Source organism: Paraburkholderia sabiae (genome assembly GCF_030412785.1).
Classification (GTDB): domain Bacteria; phylum Pseudomonadota; class Gammaproteobacteria; order Burkholderiales; family Burkholderiaceae; genus Paraburkholderia; species Paraburkholderia sabiae.
The window spans coordinates 5,362,282-5,387,531 of the sequence record NZ_CP125295.1; the positions used below are offsets into that span (position 1 = coordinate 5,362,282).

At 61.4% G+C, this 25,250-nt stretch carries 23 protein-coding genes and 1 tRNA gene; 1 reads left to right on the plus strand and 23 read right to left on the minus strand.

The features are described 5' to 3' along the window. Positions 1-9 precede the first annotated feature (9 nt). The 19 genes from nuoL to QEN71_RS24185 all read right to left on the minus strand — a co-directional run bounded on the left by nuoL (position 10) and on the right by QEN71_RS24185 (position 19,127). Positions 10-2,079, minus strand: coding sequence for an NADH-quinone oxidoreductase subunit L (gene nuoL, locus QEN71_RS24095; RefSeq protein ID WP_201654245.1), 2,070 nt, complete (start codon positions 2,077-2,079; stop codon positions 10-12). A gap of 18 nt (positions 2,080-2,097) precedes the next feature. Continuing rightward, positions 2,098-2,403 carry an NADH-quinone oxidoreductase subunit NuoK gene (nuoK, locus tag QEN71_RS24100; protein WP_007588140.1) on the minus strand — a complete coding sequence of 102 codons (306 nt, stop codon included), beginning with the start codon at positions 2,401-2,403 and terminating at the stop codon, positions 2,098-2,100. An 18-nt stretch (positions 2,404-2,421) separates the two neighbouring features. Then, positions 2,422-3,090 carry an NADH-quinone oxidoreductase subunit J gene (locus QEN71_RS24105; protein ID WP_201654242.1) on the minus strand — a complete coding sequence of 223 codons (669 nt, stop codon included), beginning with the start codon at positions 3,088-3,090 and terminating at the stop codon, positions 2,422-2,424. Positions 3,091-3,264: 174 nt separating this feature from the next. Next, on the minus strand, positions 3,265-3,753 hold the full coding sequence (nuoI, locus tag QEN71_RS24110) for an NADH-quinone oxidoreductase subunit NuoI (RefSeq protein ID WP_012401389.1): 489 nt from the start codon (positions 3,751-3,753) through the stop codon (positions 3,265-3,267). Between the two features lie 14 nt (positions 3,754-3,767). Continuing rightward, the gene (gene nuoH, locus QEN71_RS24115) at positions 3,768-4,832 is read right to left on the minus strand and encodes an NADH-quinone oxidoreductase subunit NuoH (protein ID WP_201654239.1); all 1,065 of its coding nucleotides are present in this window, start codon (positions 4,830-4,832) and stop codon (positions 3,768-3,770) included. Continuing rightward, positions 4,833-7,166, minus strand: a complete 2,334-nt coding sequence (nuoG, locus tag QEN71_RS24120; RefSeq protein WP_201654236.1) for an NADH-quinone oxidoreductase subunit NuoG — start codon at positions 7,164-7,166, stop codon at positions 4,833-4,835. It abuts the gene before it with no gap. A gap of 95 nt (positions 7,167-7,261) precedes the next feature. Then, entirely contained in the window at positions 7,262-8,590 is a 1,329-nt protein-coding gene (gene nuoF / locus QEN71_RS24125) for an NADH-quinone oxidoreductase subunit NuoF (RefSeq protein WP_201654233.1), read from the minus strand. Next, positions 8,587-9,072 (minus strand): NADH-quinone oxidoreductase subunit NuoE, encoded by a 486-nt coding sequence (nuoE, locus tag QEN71_RS24130; RefSeq protein WP_201654231.1) that lies wholly within the window; start codon positions 9,070-9,072, stop codon positions 8,587-8,589. The genes nuoF and nuoE overlap by 4 nt, the downstream gene beginning before the upstream one ends. Positions 9,073-9,241: 169 nt before the next feature. Beyond that, positions 9,242-10,495 carry an NADH-quinone oxidoreductase subunit D gene (locus QEN71_RS24135; RefSeq protein WP_201654228.1) on the minus strand — a complete coding sequence of 418 codons (1,254 nt, stop codon included), beginning with the start codon at positions 10,493-10,495 and terminating at the stop codon, positions 9,242-9,244. Between the two features lie 9 nt (positions 10,496-10,504). After that, positions 10,505-11,107, minus strand: a complete 603-nt coding sequence (locus QEN71_RS24140) for an NADH-quinone oxidoreductase subunit C (RefSeq protein ID WP_201654226.1) — start codon at positions 11,105-11,107, stop codon at positions 10,505-10,507. 20 nt (positions 11,108-11,127) lie between these two features. Then, on the minus strand, positions 11,128-11,607 hold the full coding sequence (locus QEN71_RS24145) for a NuoB/complex I 20 kDa subunit family protein (protein ID WP_006052903.1): 480 nt from the start codon (positions 11,605-11,607) through the stop codon (positions 11,128-11,130). A 62-nt stretch (positions 11,608-11,669) separates the two neighbouring features. Then, on the minus strand, positions 11,670-12,029 hold the full coding sequence (locus tag QEN71_RS24150; RefSeq protein ID WP_028369574.1) for an NADH-quinone oxidoreductase subunit A: 360 nt from the start codon (positions 12,027-12,029) through the stop codon (positions 11,670-11,672). Positions 12,030-12,201: 172 nt separating this feature from the next. Further along, positions 12,202-12,286, minus strand: a tRNA-Leu gene (locus QEN71_RS24155). A gap of 112 nt (positions 12,287-12,398) precedes the next feature. Continuing rightward, a complete protein-coding gene (gene secG / locus QEN71_RS24160) occupies positions 12,399-12,791 on the minus strand; it encodes a preprotein translocase subunit SecG (protein WP_201654223.1) in 393 nt (130 codons plus the stop codon). Between the two features lie 87 nt (positions 12,792-12,878). After that, complete coding sequence (gene tpiA / locus QEN71_RS24165) at positions 12,879-13,658, minus strand: triose-phosphate isomerase (RefSeq protein WP_201654219.1); 780 nt, start codon at positions 13,656-13,658, stop codon at positions 12,879-12,881. Between the two features lie 154 nt (positions 13,659-13,812). Continuing rightward, the gene (locus tag QEN71_RS24170; RefSeq protein WP_201654216.1) at positions 13,813-14,829 is read right to left on the minus strand and encodes an NAD(P)H-quinone oxidoreductase; all 1,017 of its coding nucleotides are present in this window, start codon (positions 14,827-14,829) and stop codon (positions 13,813-13,815) included. 127 nt (positions 14,830-14,956) lie between these two features. Then, entirely contained in the window at positions 14,957-17,095 is a 2,139-nt protein-coding gene (pnp, locus tag QEN71_RS24175; RefSeq protein ID WP_201654213.1) for a polyribonucleotide nucleotidyltransferase, read from the minus strand. 331 nt (positions 17,096-17,426) lie between these two features. Continuing rightward, entirely contained in the window at positions 17,427-17,696 is a 270-nt protein-coding gene (gene rpsO / locus QEN71_RS24180; RefSeq protein ID WP_028369579.1) for a 30S ribosomal protein S15, read from the minus strand. Between the two features lie 159 nt (positions 17,697-17,855). Then, positions 17,856-19,127 (minus strand): branched-chain amino acid ABC transporter substrate-binding protein, encoded by a 1,272-nt coding sequence (locus QEN71_RS24185; protein ID WP_201654210.1) that lies wholly within the window; start codon positions 19,125-19,127, stop codon positions 17,856-17,858. Between the two features lie 182 nt (positions 19,128-19,309). On the opposite strand from QEN71_RS24185, the gene QEN71_RS24190 reads away from it, so the two are divergent. Beyond that, positions 19,310-19,843 (plus strand): hypothetical protein, encoded by a 534-nt coding sequence (locus QEN71_RS24190; protein WP_201654207.1) that lies wholly within the window; start codon positions 19,310-19,312, stop codon positions 19,841-19,843. A gap of 121 nt (positions 19,844-19,964) precedes the next feature. Here QEN71_RS24190 and QEN71_RS24195 read toward each other — a convergent pair whose 3' ends face one another. The 4 genes from QEN71_RS24195 to QEN71_RS24210 all read right to left on the minus strand — a co-directional run bounded on the left by QEN71_RS24195 (position 19,965) and on the right by QEN71_RS24210 (position 25,200). Beyond that, positions 19,965-21,515, minus strand: a complete 1,551-nt coding sequence (locus QEN71_RS24195) for a 2-isopropylmalate synthase (protein WP_201654204.1) — start codon at positions 21,513-21,515, stop codon at positions 19,965-19,967. A gap of 440 nt (positions 21,516-21,955) precedes the next feature. Continuing rightward, positions 21,956-23,095: an IS481 family transposase gene (locus QEN71_RS24200; protein ID WP_201654201.1), complete on the minus strand. Its 1,140-nt coding sequence runs from the start codon at positions 23,093-23,095 to the stop codon at positions 21,956-21,958. Positions 23,096-23,668: 573 nt separating this feature from the next. Beyond that, positions 23,669-24,541 carry a CDP-diacylglycerol--serine O-phosphatidyltransferase gene (gene pssA / locus QEN71_RS24205; RefSeq protein WP_201654198.1) on the minus strand — a complete coding sequence of 291 codons (873 nt, stop codon included), beginning with the start codon at positions 24,539-24,541 and terminating at the stop codon, positions 23,669-23,671. A 20-nt stretch (positions 24,542-24,561) separates the two neighbouring features. After that, a complete protein-coding gene (locus QEN71_RS24210; RefSeq protein ID WP_201654195.1) occupies positions 24,562-25,200 on the minus strand; it encodes a phosphatidylserine decarboxylase in 639 nt (212 codons plus the stop codon). Between the last annotated feature and the right edge of the window lie 50 nt (positions 25,201-25,250).

The window sequence follows — 25,250 nt, forward strand, 5'->3', positions numbered from 1 at the left end:
AGCCTGTTCTTATTTGCCGCCTAGCGTTACAAACAGGGTCAAGAGCCCCAGCATGCCGATGATCATGGCGAATGCGTAGTGGTAGATATAACCCGATTGCAGGAAACGGATCACGCTCGCAAACCAGCCGATAAAGCGCGCGCTTCCGTTGACAATGCCGTCAATGACCACGACGTCGCCTTCTTTCCACAGGCCGCGGCCGATAGCCACAGCGCCGCGTGCGAACACGACTTCGTTGATCTTGTCCATGTAGTACTTGTTATCCAGCAGCGTGTAGATCGGACCGAAACCACGCTTGATCACGGCGGGCAGATCCGGACGCTTCAGGTACAGGAACCACGACACCACCACACCTGCCAGCGCCAGCCACACAGGCAGGCCCGACGCAGCGTGCAGGCCCATCGAGGCCCAACCCTGGAATTCTTCAGCCATCTCGTGCAGCGCCGGATGGTTTTCGCCGATGAAGATGACCTTCTCGAACGCCACGCCGTGCTGGAAGAAATCGCCGTACAGCATCGGACCGATGGCGATCGCGCCGATCACGATCGACGGAATGGCCAGCAGAACCAGCGGCAACCAGACGACCCACGGCGTTTCGTGCGGCTCGTGAGCGTGGTGATCGTCATGACCGTGGCCGTGGTCGTCGTGACCGTGGCTATGACCATGCGCAGCCGCTTCGGCGCCCATCGGCGAGTCGGGATGCTTCGGACCACGGAAGCGCTCTTCGCCGTGGAACACCATGAAGTACATGCGGAACGAGTACAGCGCCGTCACGAACACGCTCGCGACGACCGCGAAGTACGCGAAGCCCGAACCCGGCAGATGCGACAGCTTCACGGCATCGATGATCGAGTCTTTCGAGTAGAAGCCCGAGAAGAACGGCGTACCGATCAGTGCCAGCGAACCGATCAGCGACGTGATCCACGTGATCGGCATGTACTTGCGCAGGCCGCCCATGTTGCGCATGTCCTGATCGTGGTGCATGCCGATGATCACCGAACCCGCGCCGAGGAACAGCAGCGCCTTGAAGAACGCGTGCGTCATCAGGTGGAACACGGCGACCGGATAAGCCGACACGCCGAGCGCAACCGTCATGTAACCGAGCTGCGAGAGTGTGGAGTAAGCGACAACACGCTTGATGTCGTTCTGCACGATGCCGAGGAAGCCCATGAACAGCGCCGTGATCGCGCCGATCACCGTGATGAACGACAGCGCCGAGTCCGACAGTTCGAACAGCGGCGACATGCGCGTCACCATGAAGATGCCGGCCGTCACCATCGTTGCCGCGTGAATCAGTGCGGAGATCGGCGTCGGGCCTTCCATCGAATCGGGCAGCCACACGTGCAGCGGGAACTGCGCCGACTTACCCATCGCGCCGATGAACAGGCAAATACACGCGACCGTCAGCAGGCCCCAGTCGGTGCCCGGGAACGACAGCGACGCCAGTTCGTGGCTCTTCGCGAACACGTCGCCGTAGTTCATCGAGCCGCCGTACGCGAGGATCAGGCCGATGCCGAGAATGAAGCCGAAGTCGCCCACGCGGTTGACGAGGAACGCCTTCATGTTCGCGTAGATCGCGCTTTCACGCTTGAAGTAGAAGCCGATCAGCAGGTACGACACGAGACCCACCGCTTCCCAGCCGAAGAACAGCTGCAGGAAGTTGTTGCTCATCACGAGCATCAGCATCGAGAACGTGAACAGCGAGATGTACGAGAAGAAGCGCTGGTAGCCCGTTTCTTCGTCGGCCATGTAGCCGATCGTGTAGACGTGCACCATCAGCGACACGAAGGTCACGACGCACATCATCATCGCGGTCAGCGTGTCGACGAGGAAGCCGACTTCGAACTTCACCTTGCCGACCGTCATCCATTCGTAGACGGTGGCGTTGAAGCTGCCGCCGTGCAGCACGTCGAGGAACACGATGCACGAAAGAACGAACGAAATCGCAACGCCGAGGATCGTGACCGAGTGCGCACCGGCACGCCCGATCGCATTGCCGAACAGCCCCGCGATCAGCGAGCCGGCCAGCGGTGCAAGCGCAACCGCCAGCAACAGGTTTTCATTGAGTGTCGTTGACATAACAGCCTGTGCCTGAAGTTAACCTTTGAGCTGATCGAGATCCTCGACATTGATCGTGTCGAGGCTACGGAACAGGGTCACCAGAATTGCAAGACCGATCGCCGCTTCTGCTGCTGCAACCGTCAGCACGAAGAAGACGAAGATCTGGCCATGCACATCGCCGAGATAATGCGAGAACGCGACGAAGTTCGTGTTGACCGCCAGCAGCATTAATTCGATTGCCATCAGGATGATGATGACGTTGCGACGGTTCAGGAATATGCCAACGATGCTGATCGCGAACAGAATCGCGCCGAGCACGAGGTAATGGGCAAGTGACAACATATTTTTCTCCTCCTGAGCTCAGCTGTTCTTGCCGGCGCCCGAGTCGCCGGTAATGGCTTCAGGTTCGGCCAGATGCTCTTTCTCAGACGCCATCTTGACCACACGCACGCGGTCTTCGCGGCGCACCTTGACCTGATCCGACACGCGCTGGCGCTTGCTGTCCTTGCCGTGACGCGTGGTCAGCGCAATCGCTGCGATGATCGCGACGAGCAGCACGAGGCCGGCGACTTCGAACGCGAAGATGTAGTCGGTGTAAATGATCTTGCCGATCAGGCGCGTGTTCGACCAGTCGGCGGCGCCCGCGACGGCAGCCGTCGTGTCACGCACGGGTTGAACCGTTGCGCCGTAGCCGTGCCACAGGATCAGCGCCGTTTCGATCACGATGATCGCGCCCACCACGGTCGCCATCGGAACGAAGCGCTTGAAGTCGCGTCGCAGCACGTCGAGATTGATGTCCAGCATCATCACGACGAACAGGAACAGCACCATCACCGCGCCGACATACACCAGCACCAGCAGGATCGCGAGGAATTCGGCCTGCAGCAGCATCCAGATCGCGGCCGCGTTGAAGAACGCGAGCACGAGGAACAACGCGGACGACACCGGGTTGCGCGAAGTGATCACCTTCAGCCCTGACACCGTCAGGAGTAGCGCGAAGATGTAGAACAGTACGGTCGTGAAGTCCATGATTACCGATTCATCGTTAGGCCATCGTCAGGCTTGGTGCTTTGACGCGCGTCGTTTCTGCATTGCACTGCTGTGCTTGCTGCATGACTTGACGCTGCGCCAGAGCGGTCTGGCTGCGCCGCGCGGTCTCATGCCTGTCGGACCGCGCGGCGTCGAACTGCTGTATCGCCCGAACTAGCGATACGGCGCGTCCGCTGCCTTGTTCGCAGCGATTTCCGCTTCGTAGCGGTCGCCGACTGCGAGCAGCATGTCCTTCGTGAAGTACAGGTCGCCGCGCTTTTCGCCGTGATATTCGAGGATGTGCGTTTCGACGATCGAGTCGACCGGGCAGCTCTCTTCGCAAAAACCGCAGAAGATGCACTTGGTCAGGTCGATGTCGTAGCGCGTCGTGCGGCGCGTGTTGTCCGCGCGCGTTTCCGATTCGATCGTGATGGCGAGCGCCGGGCACACTGCTTCGCACAGCTTGCACGCGATGCAGCGTTCTTCGCCGTTTTCATAGCGGCGCAGCGCATGCAGGCCACGGAAACGCGGCGAGATCGGCGTCTTCTCTTCCGGGAACTGCACGGTGATCTTGCGCTGGAACGTGTAGCGTCCCGTCAGCGCGAGGCCCTTGAGCAGCTCGGTCAGAAAGAAGGTCTTGAAGAAGTTTTGGATTGCGGTCATGGTTCGTCCGCCCTTTAGTTCCAGATATTCAACGGCGACATGATCCAGAAGCCGACCACCACGACCCAGATCACGGTGACAGGCAGGAACACCTTCCAGCCCAGACGCATGATCTGGTCATAGCGGTAACGCGGGAACGTCGCACGCACCCAGATGAATACCGACAGCAGGAAGAAGACTTTGAGGACCAGCCAGAAAATGCCCGGGATGAACGACAGGAATTCGAACGGTGCGCTCCAGCCGCCCAGGAACAGGATCGATGCCAGCGCCGAGATCACGATCATGTTGATGTACTCGGCGAGGAAGAACAGCGCGAACGCCATACCCGAGTAATCGATCATGTGACCCGCGACGATTTCCGATTCGCCTTCCACCACGTCGAACGGGTGACGGTTCGTTTCGGCGATGCCCGACACGAAGTAGACGACGAAGGCCGGCAGCAGCGGCAGCCAGTTCCACGACAGGAACGTCACGCCGTGGCTTGCGAAGATGCCGCGCATTTGCGAACCGACGATGTCCGACAGATTCATCGTGCCCGCCGTCATCATCACGACGACCAGCGCGAAGCCCATCGACACTTCGTACGACACCATCTGCGCCGCCGCGCGCATCGCGCCGAGGAACGCGTACTTCGAGTTCGACGCCCAGCCCGCGAGAATCACGCCGTACACGCCGACCGACGAGATCGAGATCGCGTACAGCAGACCTGCGTTGATGTCGCCGAGCACTGCGCCTGCCTGGAACGGAATCACCGCCCAGACCGCGAACGCCGGGACCACCACCATCACCGGTGCGACCAGATAGACCCAGCGGCTTGCCTGAGTCGGCTGAATCACTTCTTTCAGCAGCAGCTTGAGCACGTCGGCGATCGGCTGCAGCAGACCTGCCGGGCCGACGCGGTTCGGTCCGAGACGTACGTGCATCCAGCCGATCAGCTTACGTTCCCACAGGATCAGGTAAGCGACGCACAGCAGGATCGCGACGGCCACCACGAGAATGCGCACGAGTGCCCAGACGGTGGGCCATGCCACGCCGAGAATCTCGGCGCCGCCCGCGTTGATCGATTCGAACAAGGTCATTTACGCCTTCTCCACCACCAGTTCACCGAACAGGCTGCCCAACGCTGCACCGGCAGGCGTAGCCGCCGACACGCGGACGACCGTCTCCGCAAGATTCGCATCACGCACGGCCGGAACCTGCACCGAGCGATCGCCCTGACGAACGCGCACGGCGTCGCCTTCCTTCAAACCCAGCTTGTCGAACAGCGCGGCCGGCAGACCGACCGAGTTCGCGGCGCGTGCCGCTGCCGTCAGATGCAGCGATTCCGCGCGACGCACGAGCGGGTCGGCGTGGTAGATCGGTACATCGGCGATACGCTCGAACGTGCCTTCCGCTGCCTTCGCCGCGTTGCCGCGCGCGACAGCCACCGACGTCTTGTTCGACAGACGCGGCGTGAGATCGCCGTCGCCGAGTGCAGCGACGCGCACCTGTTCCGCCGTGTCGAAGTCGAAGCCCGACGCGCCGAGCAGATTGCCCAGCACGCGCAGCACCTTCCATGCGGGACGCGTGTCGCCGAGCGGACGCACGACGCCGTTGAACATCTGTACCGTGCCTTCTGCGTTGACGAACGTGCCGGCCGTTTCCGTGTACGGCGCGATCGGCAGCACGACGTCGGCGTATTCAGCGCCCGTCTGGAACGGCGACAGCACGACAACCATTTCCGCCTGCTTCAGCGCGGCCAGCGCCTGCGCCGGGTTAGCCGTATCGAATTCGGGTTCGAGGTTCAGCAGCACGTAACCCTTGCGCGGCTGTTCGAACACTTCGCGAGCGTTCAGACCGCCCTCGCCCGGCAATGCGTTGACGAGATGCGCGCCGACCGTGTTCGCTGCTTCCGTCAGGAAGCCGAGCGTTGCGCCCGTCGCGTCTGCGATCCATTGAGCCGCTGCGTGGATGCGTGCGAACTCCGGATGCTGGACAGCGCCGTTGCCGAGCAGCACGACACGCGTTTCGCCTGCGCCGAGTGCAGCAGCCGTCTGCTTCGCGGCATCCGATGCCGTCGTGCCCGCGAAGGCTTCCGGCAGCGCGACGCCCTTCGCTTCCGACACAGCGGCCGCGATGCCAGCCAGCTCGTCGAGCCATGCCGACGGCGCCGCAGCGATACGCGCGGCTTGCGGGATCAGTGCGTCGTCCTTGGTGGCTTGCAGCAGCGTGATCTTCGCGCCGCTCTTCGCTGCCTGACGCAGACGCGCGGCAAACAGCGGATGATCGCGACGCAGCGACGAGCCGATCACGAACGCGCTGTCGACCATCGACAGATTCGCGATCGACGTGCCGAGCCACGGCGTGCCGTTCGCGCCTGACGCGAAGTCCGTCTGACGCAGGCGGAAGTCGACGTTCGGCGTGCCGACGGCCTGAGCGATCTGCTTGAGCAGGAACAGTTCTTCGACCGTGCTATGCGCGCTACCAAGTGCGGCAATCGCGTTCGCGCCGTGGTCGTCCTTGATGCCCTTCAGACCCTTGACGACGTATTCGAGCGCCGTCTGCCAGTCCGTTTCGATCCACTGACCGCCCTGCTTGAGCATCGGGCGCGTCAGACGTTCCGGGCTGTTGAGGCCTTCGTACGAGAAGCGGTCCTTGTCCGAAATCCAGCATTCGTTGATGGATTCGTTTTCGAACGGCAGAACGCGCATCACGCGGTTGTTCTTCACCTGCACCACGAGGTTCGCGCCGACGGAATCGTGCGGGCTCACCGACTTGCGGCGCGACAGTTCCCACGTACGGGCGCTGTAGCGGAACGGCTTGCTGGTCAGCGCGCCGACCGGGCACAGGTCGATCATGTTGCCCGACAGTTCGGAATCCACCGTCTTGCCGACGAACGACGTAATTTCCGAGTGTTCGCCGCGGCCGAGCATGCCCAGTTCCATCACGCCGGTGATTTCCTCGCCGAAGCGCACGCAACGCGTGCAGTGAATGCAGCGCGACATCTCTTCCATCGAGATCAGCGGGCCGACGTTCTTGTGGAACACGACGCGCTTCTCTTCGCTGTAACGCGACGACGACTTGCCGTAACCGACGGCCAGATCCTGCAGCTGGCATTCGCCGCCCTGGTCGCAGATCGGGCAATCGAGCGGGTGATTGATCAGCAGGAATTCCATCACCGACTGCTGGCCCTTCACCGCCTTTTCCGACTTCGTGCGCACGATCATGCCCGCCGACACCGGCGTTGCGCATGCAGGCACGGCCTTCGGCATCTTCTCGACATCGACGAGACACATCCGGCAGTTGGCCGCAATCGACAGCTTCTTGTGATAGCAGAAGTGAGGGATATAAGTGTCGACCTTGTGCGCAGCCTGAATGATCATGCTGCCTTCGGCCACCTCTACTTTCTTGCCGTCTATTTCAAGTTCAACCATGATGGTCAATCTTCCTTAACCTGTTACCGCTCAATCGTTCGCCCGCTCGCCGCTTCGCTCCCCGCGAAGCAGCGGCGCCCGCGTGTGCTTCCGCTTTATGCGGCGACGGTTTCCGAAACCGCCGCCGCGCCGGCATGACCGCCGACGACGCAACGCTTGTTGGCGACGTGATACTCGAATTCGTCCCAGTAGTGCTTGAGCATGCCTCGCACGGGCATCGCAGCCGCATCGCCGAGCGCGCAGATCGTGCGGCCCATGATGTTCTCGGCAACCGAGTTCAGCAGATCCAGGTCTTCCTTGCGGCCCAGACCGTGCTCGATACGATGCACGACGCGATACAGCCAACCGGTGCCTTCACGGCACGGCGTGCACTGACCGCACGACTCTTCGTAATAGAAGTACGACAGACGCAGCAGCGAGCGCACCATGCAGCGCGTCTCGTCCATCACGATGACCGCGCCCGAGCCGAGCATCGAGCCCTGCTTCGCGATCGAATCGTAGTCCATGTCGGTTTGCATCATGATGTCGCCCGGAATAACCGGTGCCGACGAACCGCCAGGAATCACTGCCTTGATCTTCTTGCCGCCGCGCATGCCGCCAGCGAGTTCCATCAGCGTCGCGAACGGCGTGCCGAGCGGAATCTCGTAGTTGCCCGGACGCTCGACGTCGCCCGAGATCGAGAAGATCTTCGTGCCGCCGTTGTTCGGCTTACCCATCTCGAGGTAATTCTGCGGGCCGACTTCCAACAGGAACGGAACCGCTGCGAACGTTTCGGTGTTGTTGATCGTGGTCGGCTTGCCGTACACGCCGAAGCTCGCCGGGAAAGGCGGCTTGAAGCGCGGCTGGCCCTTCTTGCCTTCCAGCGATTCGAGCAGCGCCGTTTCTTCGCCGCAGATGTACGCGCCGTAACCGTGGTGCGCATGCAGCTGGAACGAGAAGCCCGAGCCCATGATGTTGTCGCCGAGGAAGCCCGCTGCACGAGCTTCTTCCAGCGCCTCTTCGAAGCGTCGATAGACTTCGAAGATTTCACCGTGGATGTAGTTGTAGCCGACGGTGATGCCCATCGCGTACGCGCCGATGGCCATGCCTTCGATCAGCGAATGCGGATTCCAGCGCAGGATGTCGCGATCCTTGAACGTGCCCGGCTCGCCTTCGTCCGAATTGCAGACGAGATACTTCTGCCCCGGAAACTGGCGCGGCATGAAGCTCCACTTCAGACCCGTCGGGAAGCCCGCACCGCCGCGACCGCGCAGACCCGACGCCTTGACGTCGGCGATCACCTGCTCGGGCGGAATCTTTTCTTCGAGAATGCGGCGCAGCTGCTTGTAGCCGCCGCGCTCGACGTAGTCCTGAAGATGCCAGTTGTCGCCGTTCAGACCGGCGAGAATCAGCGGCTTGATGTGACGATCGTGTAAAGACGTCATTTCGAAAGTTCCTCGAGGAGCTGGTCGATCTTCTCGCGGCTCATGAAGCTGCACATACGGTGGTTGTTCACGAGCATCACGGGGGCGTCACCGCACGAGCCCATGCACTCGCCCTCTTTGAGGGTGAACTTGCCGTCGGGCGTGGTTTCGCCGAAGTCGATACCGAGCTTCTGCTTCAGATATTCGGCGGCGCTGTCCGAACCGCCATCGGGACCGAGCTGGCACGGCAGGTTCGTGCAGAGCGTGATCTTGTATTTGCCGACAGGCTTCGTCTCATACATCGTGTAGAAGGTCGCAACCTCCTGCACGGCGACGGCCGGCATGCCGAGATAGTCCGCGACGAACTGCATCAGTTCGGGCGACAGCCAGCCAAGCTCTTCCTGACCGACGGCCAGAGCCGACATCACGGCGGACTGTTTCTGATCGGCGGGATACTTCGCGATCGCGCGATCGATTTCTTTCAGGCCTTCAGCTGAGATCATTTTCAGACACGACTCTTTCAATTCCTACCGAACGAAAACCTGTCGCGCACTCCGTATTGCGGCGTATTGCGACAGACCCGGCGTTCCTTTGCTTGACGCGCGCTCCGCTTCTCATGCTTTATCGGCTGCGGGAGCGCGCGCCTTGATGAATACCGCTAATGTGACCCGGCTAGCGGTCCACTTCACCGAACACGATGTCTTGCGTGCCGATGATCGTCACGGCGTCGGCGATCATGTGGCCGCGCGCCATTTCGTCGAGCGCGGACAGATGCGCATAACCTGGCGCGCGAATCTTGAGGCGGTACGGCTTGTTTGCACCGTCCGACACGAGATAGATGCCGAACTCGCCCTTCGGATGCTCGACGGCTGCATACGCTTCGCCTTCGGGCACATGGAAGCCTTCCGTGAAGAGCTTGAAGTGGTGAATCAGCTCTTCCATGTTCGACTTCATGCCGACGCGCGACGGCGGCGCGACCTTGTGATTGTCCGTCATCACAGGGCCTTGATTCTTACGCAACCATTCAATGCACTGTTTCGCGATGCGCGTGGATTGACGCATTTCTTCGACGCGCACCAGATAGCGGTCGTAGCAATCGCCATTCACGCCGACCGGGATGTCGAAGTCCAGCTGGTCGTACACTTCGTACGGCTGCTTCTTGCGCAGATCCCACTCGATACCCGAGCCGCGCAGCATCGCACCCGTCATGCCGAGTTGCAGCGCGCGCTCCGGACTCACGACACCGATGCCGACCAGACGCTGCTTCCAGATGCGGTTGTCGGTGAGCAGCGTTTCGTACTCGTCGACACACTTCGGAAAGCGGTTGAAGAAGTCTTCGATGAAGTCGAGCAGCGAGCCCTGACGCGTTTCGTTCAGCTTCGACAGCGCCTTCGCGTTACGGATTTTCGATGCCTTGTATTGCGGCATTGCGTCCGGCAGATCGCGATAGACGCCGCCCGGACGATAGTACGCAGCGTGCATCCGCGCGCCGGACACCGCTTCATACACGTCCATCAGGTCTTCGCGCTCACGGAACGCATACAGGAACACGGCCATCGCGCCGACGTCGAGTGCGTGTGCGCCGATCCACATCAGGTGGTTCAGCACGCGCGTAACTTCGTCGAACAGCACGCGGATGTACTTCGCGCGGATCGGCACATCGATGCCGAGCAGCTTTTCAATTGCCAGCACATAGCCGTGCTCGTTGACCATCATCGACACGTAGTCGAGACGATCCATGTACGGCACCGACTGGATGAAGGTCTTACTTTCTGCGAGCTTTTCGGTGGCGCGGTGCAGGAGGCCGATGTGCGGATCGGCGCGCTGGATCACTTCGCCGTCGAGTTCGAGCACGAGGCGCAGCACGCCGTGCGCTGCCGGGTGCTGCGGACCGAAGTTAAGCGTGTAGTTCTTGATCTCTGCCATGGCGTTCTCTTAGTGTTTCAGGCCGCCATAGCGATCCTCGCGGATCACGCGCGGCGTGATTTCCCGAGGCTCGATCGTCACCGGCTGATAGACGACGCGCTTCTCTTCCGGGTCGTAACGCATCTCGACATAACCGGAGACAGGGAAATCCTTGCGGAACGGGTGACCGATGAAACCGTAATCGGTCAGGATGCGGCGCAGGTCGGGGTGACCTTCGAAGACGATGCCGTACAGGTCGAATGCTTCGCGCTCGTACCAGTTGGCCGAATTCCAGATCTCGACAACCGAGGGGATCAGCGGCACATCGTCGTCCGGTGCGAACACGCGCACGCGCAGGCGCCAGTTGTTCGAAACGGAGAGCAGATGCAGGACGGCGGCAAAACGCGGACCTTCGTAAGCGCCTTCACCGTAGGTTTGATAGTCGATACCGCAGAGGTCGATCAGCTGCTCGAAACGCAGCGTTGCGTCGTCGCGCAAACGCGTTGCCACTTCGAGGTAATCGCCTGCCTTCACGACGATGGTCAGCTCACCGGTCGATTCGGTGATGCTCGTCAGGCGGCCGCCAAAGGCCGCCTCGAGGTTCGCTTTGAGGGTCTCGAGTTTGCTTGCCATATTGTGGGGAGGCTTTGGGCTTATTGACGGGCGATGGTGTTGGTGCGGCGGATCTTCGCCTGCAGCTGGATCACGCCGTACACCAGCGCTTCAGCCGTGGGCGGACAGCCCGGCACATACACATCGACTGGCACGATCCGGTCACAGCCACGTACCACCGAATACGAATAGTGATAGTAGCCGCCGCCGTTCGCGCACGAACCCATCGAGATCACCCAACGCGGCTCGGCCATCTGGTCGTAAACCTTGCGCAGCGCAGGCGCCATCTTGTTGCACAGCGTGCCGGCGACGATCATCACGTCCGACTGACGCGGACTCGGACGAAACACCACGCCGAAACGGTCAAGGTCATAACGGGCGGCGCCCGCATGCATCATCTCGACCGCGCAACACGCGAGACCGAACGTCATCGGCCACAGTGAACCGGTACGCGTCCAGTTGATCAGCTTGTCAGCCGTGGTGGTGACAAACCCTTCCTTCAAGACCCCTTCGATACTCATTTGTTTTCCACTCCAGACGGGCGGCGAGCCATCGCCACCCATACACACCGGCGATTAACCCGTCATTCCCAGTCTAGGCCACCTTTCTTCCAGATATAGGCAAAGCCCAACAGGAATTCGAGCAGAAAAATCATCATCGAGATGAAACCCGGCCAGCCGATATCGCGCAGAGCTACGCCCCACGGAAACAGGAATGCCGTTTCAAGGTCAAAGATGATAAAGAGAATGGCGACCAGGTAATAGCGCACGTCGAACTTCATGCGCGCATCTTCGAATGCTTCGAAGCCGCACTCGTACGGTGCGTTCTTTTCGGTGTCCGGTCGATTCGGACCGAGGATCTTGCCGATACTGACCAGTGCTACGCCTAAACCGGTGCCCACGAGGAGGAACATCAATACGGGGAAATAGGCTGCGAGGTTCAAAGCTATCCTCAATCGGTTGGTTCTGAGTAACGTCAGGAGACGCAAACTACCGTGAACAACCCCTGACGCGAAACACTTCGGGATGCTTGATGTTGAAAGCCCACAGCAAACACCACCCCAGAAGTGAAAATGCCAGCCGAAGCTGAAGCAAGCGGCTGGCATTAGATAACATTGGTGCCGACGGCGAGACTCGAACTCGCACAGCTTTCGCCACTACCCCCTCAAGATAGCGTGTCTACCAATTTCACCACGTCGGCACTGTCTGCAATCCGGGAAAACAACTTCTAAAACCCGCGAATCGCTTCAAGACTTGAATTGTAACCCGGTTAAACAGTTTGTTCAACGCACAAACGTGTTTTCCTCGAAAATTTATTTCGGCACGTCTTGGCCTGGCGCAGAAGCTGCAGGTGCAGCGACTGCAGCCGATGCATTAGCCGGTGCCGACGCAGCAGGAGCACCCGATGCCGCTGCGGGCGCCGATGCTGCCGGCATGTTGCCAAGCACGCCTGCCGAAGGTTTCGAGTGATACGCGCCGAGGTACGTCAGTGCCAACGTGGTGACGAAGAACACAGCTGCCAGTATCGCAGTGGTACGTGACAGAAAATTAGCAGAACCTGTCGCGCCGAAGAGACTGCCCGATGCGCCACTACCGAAAGCCGCACCCATGTCGGCGCCCTTGCCATGCTGCAACAGCACGAGGCCGATGACACCCAGCGCCGACAGCAACTGCACGACAATGATCAACGTTTTCAAATACAGCATCACACTCACCTGAGTCTTTATTTAACCGCACAGCACGACATGCTGCACGCAATGGGTCATCCTCGCCCGGGCACTCTGCCTTGATGCTCAGCGTGCGGCCGTGGCCGCGACAGCTGCAGTGCAGATTGCCAGGAAATCCTTGTCCTTCAACGACGCGCCGCCGATCAAACCGCCGTCGATATCCGGCTGGCTGAACAGGTCTTCCGCGTTCTCCGGCTTCACGCTGCCGCCATACAGCAACAGCACGTCGGCGGCATCGCCACCCTTCGCCGCGAGACGCGCGCGCAGAAACGCGTGAACGTCCTGCGCCTGTTGCGCCGTCGCGCTCTTGCCGGTGCCGATTGCCCACACAGGCTCGTAAGCGACGACGATGCGGACCGCATCTTCAACCGACAGCGTCTCGAGAACAGCGTCGATCTGCTCGCCGATAACTTGCTCCGTCCTGCCGCCCTCGCGCTCTTCGAGCGTTTCGCCGACGCAAACGATCGGCGTCAAACCTGCTTCGAGCGCGCGCTGCGTTTTCACTGCCACCACCTCAGCGCTTTCGCGATGATACGCACGACGCTCCGAGTGTCCGACTATCGCGAAAGTCGAACCAAACTCAGCAGCCATTTCAGCTGCGACTTCGCCGGTATAGGCGCCCTGCGTGTACGCGGAAACATCCTGCACGCCCCACGCGACGCGGCCGCTTTCGAGCAGCGTCTGCGCCTGCGCGAGATACGGGCATGGCACACACACGCCGACCCGCACATCTTCAGGAAGATCTTCCGCACCGCGCGATACCGCTTGCAGCAGCACGCGATTGTCGGCAAGCCGACCGTGCATCTTCCAGTTACCGACTACCAGTTTTGCTCGTTGTTTCGCCATCGTCTCGCTCGATTATCGTGGTGCGGGTGATGAGCGCGTCCGCTTCGTCGACGCTCGGTACCCGGTCTGCATGCAAAAACCATGCAGAACGCGCAAAACATGCGATTTTACTGTGTGCTGACAGACCGGGTCAAACTCAATTAAATGAGCGCTGTCAAGCACCCGCGCCCCAATTCAAGACGATCTTGCCGACGTGCGTGCTGCTCTCCATCAGCTCGTGCGCCTGCGCCGCTTCCGCTGCGGGGAACACCTTGTAGATCACGGGCTTGATCGTGCCGTCTTCGAGATGCGGCCACACGCGCTCTTTCAGTTGCGCGGCGATCTTCGCCTTGAACTCGACGGGCCGCGGACGCAGCGTCGAACCCGTCACCGTGAGCCGACGACGCAGAATCTCGTTCAGATTCACTTCGGCTTTCGCGCCGCCCAGCAGCGCGATCACCACGAGACGCCCGCCATCGGCCAGCGCCTTCAGTTCGCGCGGCACGTAACTACCCGCGACCATGTCGAGAATGACATCGACGCCGCGATCGTTCGTCAGCGACTTGATGACTTCGACGAAATCTTCCGTCTTGTAGTTGATCGCGCGCTCGGCGCCGATTTCTTCGCACGCACGACATTTTTCGTCGGTGCCCGCCGTCGCGAACACGCGATAACCGAGCGCATGCGCAATCTGGATCGCGGTCACGCCGATGCCGCTCGAACCACCCTGCACGAGCAACGTTTCGTTTTCGCCGCCCTCGCCTTTGCCGAGCATCGCGCGGTCAAAAACATTGCTCCAGACCGTGAAGAACGTCTCGGGCAACGCAGCGGCTTCGATATCGGAAAAGCCTTTCGGCACAGGCAGACATTGCAGCAGCGGCACGGTCGCGTATTCGGCGTAACCGCCGCCCGCCATCAGCGCACACACGCGGTCGCCGATCTTCAGACCGAACGGATTGCGCTTGTCGTCGATATTTCCGCCGACGATTTCACCCGCCACTTCCAATCCCGGCAGATCCGACGCGCCCGGCGGCGGTGCATAACCGCCCTTGCGCTGGAACACGTCCGGACGATTCACGCCCGACGCAGCCACTTTGATCAGCACTTCGCCCGCTTTCGGCTCCGGCATCGGCCGTTCAGCGAGTTTCAAGACTTCCGGCGCACCGAATTCGGTGATTTCGATTGCGTTCATCGTCGTCTCTCCCAGGTCTGGATAGCGCTGCAAACCGGTCAGACAAAACCCGTTCGCACTGCAATCCACCCTACATGAAAAACGGCCGGCGCGCTTTTGCGCTACCGGCCGTCCCGCTTTCACCGCGTTACTGCTGCGGCGTCGGCTCCGTCTGTGCTGCTTCGTTCAGGAGCGCCTTCGCCGACAGGCGCACGCGACCCTTCTCGTCCGTCTGGATGACCTTGACCTTCACTTGCTGGCCTTCCTTCAGGTAGTCGTTGATGTCCTTGATGCGCTCGTTAGCGATTTCGGAGATGTGCAGCAGACCATCCTTGCCCGGCAGCAGGTTGACGATCGCGCCGAAGTCCAGCAGCTTGAGCACCGTGCCTTCGTAGATCTGACCGACTTCGACTTCCGCCGTGATGTTCTCGATGCGCTTCTTCGCTTCCGCCATGCCTTCGGAACTCGTGCTCGCGATCGTGACGACGCCGTCGTCCGAAATATCGATCGTCGTGCCCGTTTCTTCCGTCAGCGCGCGAATCACCGAACCACCCTTGCCGATCACGTCGCGGATCTTTTCCGGATTGATCTTGATGGTGATCATGCGCGGCGCGTAGTCGGACAGTTCCGTGTTCGTGCTCGGAACCGCTTCCGTCATCTTGCCGAGGATGTGCATGCGGCCTTCCTTCGCCTGAGCGAGCGCGACCTGCATGATTTCCTTCGTGATGCCCTGGATCTTGATGTCCATCTGCAGCGCCGTGACGCCGTTCGCCGTACCGGCCACCTTGAAGTCCATGTCGCCGAGGTGATCTTCGTCACCGAGGATGTCCGTCAGCACGGCGAACTTGTTGCCTTCGAGGATCAGGCCCATCGCGATGCCCGCGACGTGCGCCTTCATCGGCACGCCGGCGTCCATCAGCGCGAGACAGCCGCCGCACACCGATGCCATCGACGACGAACCGTTCGATTCCGTGATTTCCGACACGACGCGGATCGAGTAGCCGAACTCTTCGGCGCTCGGCAGGCAGGCGACCAGCGCGCGCTTCGCGAGACGGCCGTGACCGATTTCGCGGCGCTTCGGCGAGCCGACGCGGCCCGTTTCACCCGTCGCGAACGGCGGCATGTTGTAGTGGAGCATGAAGCGGTCGCGGTACTCGCCTTCGAGCGCGTCGATGATCTGCTCATCGCCCTTCGTGCCGAGCGTCGCGACGACCAGCGCCTGCGTTTCGCCGCGCGTGAACAGCGCCGAGCCGTGCGTACGCGGCAGGACGCCCGTGCGGATTTCGATCGGACGGACCGTGCGCGTGTCGCGGCCGTCGATACGCGGCTCGCCGTTCAGGATCTGCGAACGGACGATCTTCGCTTCGATGTCGAACAGGACGTTGCCGACCGATGCCTTGTCGGCCGCCGCCGTGCCCGCTGCCGACGCTTCTTCTTCCAGCTTGGCCTGCGTCGCTGCGTAGACTTCCTTCAGCTTCGTCGAGCGAGCCTGCTTGTCGCGCGTCTGATACGCCGACAGCAGTTCGTTGTAGGCGATGTCGTTGACGCGCGAGATCAGCGTTTCGTTCTTCGGCGCAGCTTGCCAATCCCATTCGGGCTTGCCGCCTTCACGCACCAGTTCATGGATCGCGTCGATGGCCGTTTGCATCTGCTCGTGACCGAACACGACAGCGCCGAGCATCACGTCTTCCGGCAGTTGATCCGCTTCGGATTCGACCATCAGCACCGCGCGTTCCGTACCGGCGACGACGAGGTCCAGACTCGATTCCTTGACTTGCGAGCGGGTCGGGTTCAGCACGTACTCGTTGTTGATGTACGCAACGCGCGCAGCACCGACGGGGCCGTTGAACGGCAGACCCGACACGGCGAGCGCCGCCGACGCGCCGATCAGCGCGGGGATGTCGGCGGGGACTTCCGGGTTGATCGACATCACGTGGATGACGACCTGCACTTCGTTGTAGAAGCCTTCCGGGAAGAGCGGACGCAGCGGACGGTCGATCAGGCGCGAGATCAGCGTTTCGCCTTCCGACGGACGACCTTCGCGACGGAAGAAGCCACCGGGGATCTTGCCTGCCGAGTAGGTCTTTTCGATGTAGTCGACGGTCAGCGGGAAGAAGTCCTGGCCCGGCTTTGCCGTCTTCGCACCGACGACGGTCGCGAGCACGACCGTATCTTCGATGTCGACGAGCACGGCACCGCCCGCCTGGCGGGCGATTTCACCCGTTTCCATGCGAACCGTGTGCTGGCCCCACTTGAACTCTTTGACGACCTTGTTAAACAGAGACATTTGTCCTCCTTGATCTTTGGTCATGCCGCGCAAAGCTGCGCGCGGCATCGTCAGGACCGGAGCCCTTCGGGTAGAGGAGTGTTATGCCATTCCAGAGAATCACGTGGATGGATGCATCGCTTGCACGCGAACCGCTGGAATGACACAGCGCCCTACCCTGAAGCCCGGCTTTGTTTCGTGCTTTGTTTCGTTTTATCCCGCGGCACAACCGGCGCACCGGCGGGTTGATTCAACGACAAACTTCACATGAAGCGCACCGTTGAAAAACAAAATGCCTGTATCAGCGGAACTGACACAGGCATCTTGCTGACAGAAAGTCCGATGCGCCGGATTACTTACGCAGACCCAGCTTCTCGATCAGAGCGCGGTAACGATCCGCGTCCTTGCCCTTCAGGTAGTCGAGCAGCTTGCGGCGACGGCTCACCATGCGCAGCAGACCGCGGCGGCTGTGGTGATCCTTCGAGTGGGCCTTGAAGTGGACCGTCAGTTCGTTGATGCGCGTGGTCAGCAGAGCGACCTGAACTTCGGGGGAGCCGGTGTCGTTTGCGCCACGTGCGAATTGCGCGACGACGTCGGATTTCTTGATTTCAGCTACGGACATGTTGATTTCCTTTGAATCGACAGGCGGTCACGGAAGAAGGGCCGTGCCGTGGGTTACAATAAAACGAGTCGCGTATTGTAGCACAGCCCGTGCATCCGTCGAACCCTGCCGTTTCGGGCCTTCCGTCTGGCAAAGCGCGATCGCGGCGGCGTGACGTCTTCAGGGCCGTTTCATCCGGCAAGTCGTGGCGGGAACGGTGCGCTCGGGGGCGAGCGCCAGCACCGTCCTGAAACCGTAGCCGGAGCCTTCGTTGTCGAAATGGACGCCCGGTGTGCCCGCCTTGTCCATTTCCATCACGTAAAGGGGCTGGATCAGCTGATGGTCATCGGCGCGCATCCACGATGCATGGAAGCCGTTGTCGTACTTCATTCCTTCCAGCGCCTTCGCGACCTTTTCCGGCTGCGCGCTGCCCGCGCGGTTCATCGCGGCGGCCAGCATTTCGATCATCAGCGGCATGCGCAGCACGAGGTAGTCGTCCTGCGCGGCGGGAAAGCGCTGACGGAACGATGCATACCAGGCATCCGACGCCGCGCCGCCCGCGTTCGGATGCCAGTCGGCCACGGCGATCACGCGCTTCACGCCCGCGTCGCCCAGCGCGGCCGGCGCGCCGAGACTGTTGCCGTAAAAGGTGTAGAACTTCGTGTCGAGGCCCTGCTCGCGCGCGGCTTTCACGAGCAGCGTGAGATCGTTGCCCCAGTTGCCCGTGATCACGGCATCGGCGCCGCTCGCGCGAATCTTCGCGATGTACGGCGCGAAGTCCTTCACGCGGCCGATCGGATGAAATTCGTCGCCGACCACGCCGATATCCGGCCGCTTCGACGCGAGCGCCGCGCGCGCCAACGTACTCACGTCATGCCCGAAGCTGTAGTCCTGGTTCAGCAGATAAACCTTCTTCACCGATTTGTCGCGCTGGATCACGTCGGCGAGCGCGTCCATCCGCATGCCCGCGTGCGCGTCGAAGCGGAAGTGCCAGAAGCTGCAGGCCGCGTTCGTGAGCGCCGGATCGTCGGCGGAATAGTTGAGGAAGAGCTCACGGTTGTCCGGTTCGCGCGTGTTCTGCTTGTCGATCGCGGTAAGCAGCGCGGCGGCGACGGCCGAGCTGTTGCCTTGCGTGATGAAACCGATATGCCGGTCAGCCGCGGCGCGCAGCTGCACGAGCGCCTCTTCCGCACTGCCCTTGCTGTCGAGCACGACGAGTTCCAGCGGATGCGCGCCGTCCGCGAGCTTCACGCCGCCGCGTGCGTTGACCGTTTCGACACCGAAGCGCAGATTCCGCTCGACGGCCGCGCCCGCGTTCGCAAACGGCCCGGACATGCCTTCGATCATCGCGATACGGATCGGCGAGCCCGTCGGCGCGCTCTGCGCATGCGCGATCGCCGCCACTGCCAGCGTCATCGCCGCCATCACCGCTTTTGCCCACTTTGCTTTCATCCGCACGCCCCGTCTGTCGATCGAAGCGCGGATCATAGGACGGCGCATGGCCCGCAAGCAAGCGCGTCGCGGGCGAAAGCACGCACCGACGCACGAAGCGCCCCAAATCTTTTCACGCAACGCGTGTCAAAATATCTGGTCAGGACAATAACAACCAGTCATCGAACGCCTACGGAGGTGTCATGTTCAACCGCCCCTCATCCGCGCGATCCGTGCGTCCGGCGCGCGGCGCGCTCGCCGCGCTCGCGTGCGCTCTCGTGCTCGCCGGATGTGCGCAGCCGTGGCAAAACTACCAGGCGGGCGCGGATCAATCGACGATCGTCGCCCGCCTCGGCCCGCCGCGCGAAGTCTACGATCTGCCGAACGGCGGCAAGCGCCTGATGTGGCCGACGCAGCCGATGGGCGAATTCACGACTGCCGCCGACATCGACGCGTCCGGCAAGATCCTGAACGTGCGTCAGGTGCTGCAGCCGAACGAGTTCTATCGCGCGGAAATCGGCAAATGGACGCGCGACGACGTGCTGGTCAATTTCGGTCGCCCCGTCGAAACGAACTATTTCCCGCTGATGAAGCGTGAAGTCTGGACGTATCGCTATCTGGAAGACAACGTCTGGTACATGATGTACAGCTTCTATTTCGACGATCAGGGCATTCTGCGTCTGACGCAGAAAACGCCAGATCCTCTGCACGATCCGGATCGCCGCAGCCTCTTCTGAGTTGCTTCGCCGTTCGAAGAAAAGCCGCCTGATGAGGAGGCTTTTCTTCGAACGCGACGGCAACAAAAAACCCCGCCGCAGCGGGGTTTTTTTCATTGCGGCTGCACGCAGCAACTGGCGATCAGATTTCTGCGCGTTGCGGATTCAGCTTGTCCGCGCCGGCATACAGACGGTTCAGCGCCGAGATATACGCCTTAGCCGAAGCAGCGACGATATCCGGGTCAGTACCCACGCCATTCACGATGCGGCCTGCCTTCGACAGACGCACGGTCACTTCGCCTTGCGCCTGCGTGCCCGTCGTGATCGCGTTGACCGAGTACAGCAGCAGTTCGGAGCCGCTGCCGACTTCCGTTTCGATCGCGTTGAACGTCGCGTCGACGGGACCGTTGCCGTTCGCTTCGCCGATCACTTCCTTGCCTTCGACCGAAAACGCGATGCGCGCGTGCGGACGCTCGCCCGTTTCCGAGTGCTGGGACAGCGACACGAACTTGTAGTGCTCCCGCTCCTGCGCTTCCGCCGATTCTTCCGTGACGATCGCGATGATGTCTTCGTCGAAGATTTCGGCCTTGCGATCCGCGAGTTCCTTGAAGCGCTGGAACGCGAGGTTCAGTTCGCCTTCGCTGTCGAGCGAGATGCCGAGTTCCTGCAGGCGCTGCTTGAACGCGTTGCGACCCGACAGCTTGCCGAGCACGATCTTGTTCGCGGTCCAGCCCACGTCTTCCGCGCGCATGATTTCGTAGGTGTCGCGGGCCTTGAGCACGCCGTCCTGGTGGATGCCCGACGCGTGCGCGAACGCGTTCGCGCCGACCACCGCCTTGTTCGGCTGCACGACGAAACCCGTGATCTGCGACACGAGCTTCGACGCGGGCACGATCTGCGTCGTGTCGATGCCGAGATCGAGGCCGAAGTAATCCTTGCGCGTGCGCACGGCCATCACAATTTCCTCGAGCGACGTATTGCCCGCGCGCTCGCCGAGACCGTTGATCGTGCACTCCACCTGACGCGCGCCGCCGATCTGCACACCCGCGAGCGAGTTCGCGACGGCCATGCCGAGGTCGTTGTGACAGTGCACCGAGAAAACGGCCTTGTCCGAGTTCGGAATGCGCTCGCGCAGCGTCTTCACGAGGTTGCCGTACAGTTCCGGCACGCCGTAGCCGACCGTGTCGGCGATGTTGATCGTCGTCGCGCCTTCCGCGATCACGGCTTCGAGCACGCGGCACAGGAAGTCCATGTCCGAGCGGCTGCCGTCTTCCGGCGAGAATTCGACGTCGTTCGTGAACTTGCGGGCGAAGCGCACGGCCAGCTTGGCCTGCTCGAACACCTGTTCCGGCGACATGCGCAGCTTCTTCTCCATGTGCAACGGCGACGTCGCGATGAAGGTGTGGATGCGGAAGTGGTCGGCGGGCTTGAGGGCGTCGGCGGCACGCTGGATGTCCTTGTCGTTCGCGCGTGCGAGCGAGCAGATCGTGCTGTCCTTGATCATGCCGGCGATCGTGTGGATCGCGTCGAAGTCGCCGTTCGAGCTGGCCGCGAAACCGGCCTCGATCACGTCGACTTTCATCCGTTCGAGCTGCTTCGCGATACGGATCTTTTCTTCCTTCGTCATCGACGCACCGGGCGATTGTTCGCCGTCACGCAAGGTCGTGTCGAAAATGATGAGCTTGTCTGCCATCTCGGGTCTCCGGGGGGATTCGGTCAATTTGAATTGGAAAACGGAATTCGAGTGTTTGCGCCGCGACCGCTGGCGACGCTAAACGACGAACGAGGCAGACGGAGGGCGAAAACGATCAGCGCGGCAGGCGCGCTAGCGCTAGCTCGCCTAGTAGCGGCGTGCTGGCTTGAAGAGACAGGAAGGGGAACTTGGAAAGTGCCATGCCAGCGACTATAGCGGCAATCCTGAAATCGTGCAATTGTTTGCCCTGCGGGCGGTTTTTGGTTTTGGTTTGTCTGCGACGCTAGTCGCCATTCTGGTCTTTTCTCTCGCATCCGCGATTTCGTACCGGTGCTTCAGGCGTTGCCCCTGTGCGGGGCGGCACCTACTTTTCTTTGCAGCGGTGTACAGACTGGAGACATGGTTGACACATGTACGGGGACATCGTTGACACCTGATGGTCAGGGTTTGGGTGCCTTCAGGTCAAGTTTGGCGACCCGCTGATGGGCGAACCAGATCTCGATCACCCCGTCTTCCTTCTCGCTCATGCGGGCTGCTACCTGCAGCCCCTTGAGCGCGATCGACAGCTTCAGTTTCTGGCCGCGCAGGCGCACCACGCCGCTGGCATTGACCCGTAAGACTTCATCGCCACAGCCGTATTCGGGCTCGGGCACCCGCCCGGGCATCGCGCGCAGGCTGCACGCGTAGCGGGTAATGGGCGTGGCCATCCCGAGTGCCTCGTGCGGACGTTCGACGTTGTACACGTGCCGCCAGCGATCCAGTGCCTGCTGCATGTGCGCATGTGTGCTGAAGGCCTGCCGGTCCAGCACTTCGGCCTTCAGCGTGCGGTGAAACCGTTCGTCCTTGCCATTGGTCTGCGGGTGATACGGCCGGCTGTAGCTCACCAGGATGCCCAGCCGGATCAGCCAGACCGCGAGTTCGGTGAGCTGCCCCGGCGCGCTGGGCGAGCCCCACGGCGCGCCGTTGTCGGTGTTGATGCGCGCAGGCAGCCCGTAGCAGCGGAACGCGCGCTCAAGCGCGGCCTGCACGACCTGTGTGGTCGTACGCGAGCAGGCGCTGAGCACGAGGTTGTAGCGCGAGTGATCGTCGATGACCGTCAGCGGCATGCAGCGCCCATCCTTCAGCGTCTGGACGTCGCCCTTGAAGTCCATCTGCCACAGCAGGTTCGGATGCGCGTGCTCGAAGCGCTGCCAGTGCTGGCGCTGCTGCGACGCCTGTTCATCGATGAGCCCGTGGCGGCGCAGGATTTCGGTGATCGTGGCGGGCGCGGGCACCTCAGTCTCGCCCAGATCCTTCAGGCGCCGTTCGATCTTGCGTCCGCCCCAGCCATGTTCGCGACGCAGTTCCAGCACCCGCGCTTCGATGTGTTCAGGTGAGCGCAGGGGGCTGTGGTGCGGGCGTCGGGAGCGGTCGGCCAGCCCGCCGGGGCCTTCGGCCTTGTGACGGTCCAGCCACTTGTAGCCGGTCTGGCGGCTGATCCGGTAGCGCCGGCATAGCTCGCTGAATGACAGAGCCTGTGTGGCGGCCAGGCTGACGAATTCTTCGCGGAGATTCATGGTGTTTTTTGCTTCCCAGGGCATGGTTGAATCCGGGCGTTTGATTACCCGAAAGTGTCAACCATGTCCCTGTACACCTGTCAGCTATGTCTCCAGTCTTTACACAGCGGCAAAGAAAAGTAGGCAAAAGAAAGCCGCTTTTGAACCTCCGGTGCCTGCCAGGATAACGCCACGGCACACGTTCTTTGAGCTATCGCGCTGCGACGTCCGCACTCTGTAGAAAGCCCGCAGTCAACCGCCCACGGCGCGAAAACCCCACACAGTCTGGAGCACATACCGCCGCAATCAACTGACGGCAAATGCAAAAAAACGTGCTGACCGAATGTGCTCCAGGTGGATGTCATTTTTCGCGCCGCGCGCGTCTGACTGCGGGCTTTCTACGGAGTGGTTGCGTCACTGCGCGACAGCTCAAAGACCGTGGGCCGTGGCGTTATCCAGGCGGGCACCGGAGGTTTGAAGCGGCTTTCTTTTGCCTACTTTTCTTTGCCGCTGCAAAGAAAAGTAGGTGCCGCCCCGCACAGGGGCAACGCATGAAGCACAGAAAGCAAAACGCGGATGCCAGCGAAAAAAAGCCGCCGCAGGCATCAACCCAAACCCTTACCCCGGCCGCTGCGAGGACCGAGCAGGATTCCCCATTCCCCGCACCACGCGATACCCCCAGAACACGTAACCGGAAAACCCATACAGCACGAAGAGGCCAAACAGCATCAACGGCGGATCGGAAGACACCAGCACGAACGCGACGACAACAAGCAGAATCGCCGCAAACGGCACACGATGTCGCACATCCAGCGCCTTGCCGCTATAAAACGGCGCGTTCGACACCATCGTGACACCGGCATAAATGGTCAATGCAAACGCAACCCAAGGCAGCCAAACAAGTTTCAGCGGCACGCGATTATCAGTAGCAAGCCAGACAAAACCGGCGATCAACGCAGCAGCAGCCGGACTCGGCATACCCTGAAAAAACCGTTTATCAACGACACCGATATTCGTATTGAATCGCGCGAGACGGAGCGCAGCGCCCGAGCAATAAACGAACGCCGCGAGCCAGCCCCACCGCCCCAGATCCTTCAGTATCCACTCATACATCACGAGCGCCGGCGCGACGCCGAACGACACCATGTCCGACAAACTATCGAACTGCTCGCCGAACGCGCTCTGGGTATGCGTCATGCGTGCGACGCGCCCGTCCATGCCGTCGAGCACCATCGCGACGAAAATCGCGATCGCGGCGACTTCGAAACGCACGTTCATCGCCTGAACGACGGCGAAGAAGCCGCAGAACAGCGCGGCCGTCGTGAAGGCATTCGGCAGCAGATAAATGCCGCGCTTGCGCAGAAACTGCTGACGCGCGGCACGGCGGCTGTCGATCACGGATTCCGCGACCACGGGTGGCTTGTTGCGCCGGAACGGTCGCGGCTGCGGCGCACCGCTGCTACGAGGACGACGCGGTTTGAATGCGGCCATCGAACCCTCCCTGTGCCGCTTTACAGCTCAGCCAGAATCGTGGACGACGCCGACACCTTCTCGCCGATCGACACCCGCGGACGGCTGCCCACGGGCAGATACACGTCGACGCGCGATCCGAAACGGATGAAGCCATAACGCTGGCCGCGCGTCAGCGGCTCGCCCGAGCGCACGTAGCAGAGGATGCGTCGCGCGATCAGGCCCGCGATCTGCACCGACGTCACCGTCGCGCCGCTCGCCGTTTCGATGACGATTGCGTTACGTTCATTTTCCGTCGACGCCTTGTCGACGGCAGCGTTCAGATACGCGCCCGGGAAATACTCGACCTTCGAGATCGCGCCATCCACCGGCGAGCGCTGCGAATGCACGTTGAACACGTTCATGAACACGCTGATCTTCAGCGCTTCGCGGTTCGCGTAGGGATCGTGCGCCGTTTCGACAGCGACGATGCGGCCGTCGGCCGGGCACAACACTGCGTTGGCCTGCGTCGGGATGGGGCGCGCCGGGTCGCGGAAGAACTGCACGACGAAGATGAGCAACAGCCAGAAAATCCAGGCAATGCCGAACCCTGCGACGAAGTGGATCAACAACGCAACGACGGCCGCGATGGCGATGAACGGCCAGCCTTCGCGCGCGATGATCGGATGAGGGTAATTCATAAGGTTGGGTTCAGTCTTTTCGAAAACCGTAGGATAGCAAAAGCCGTCCA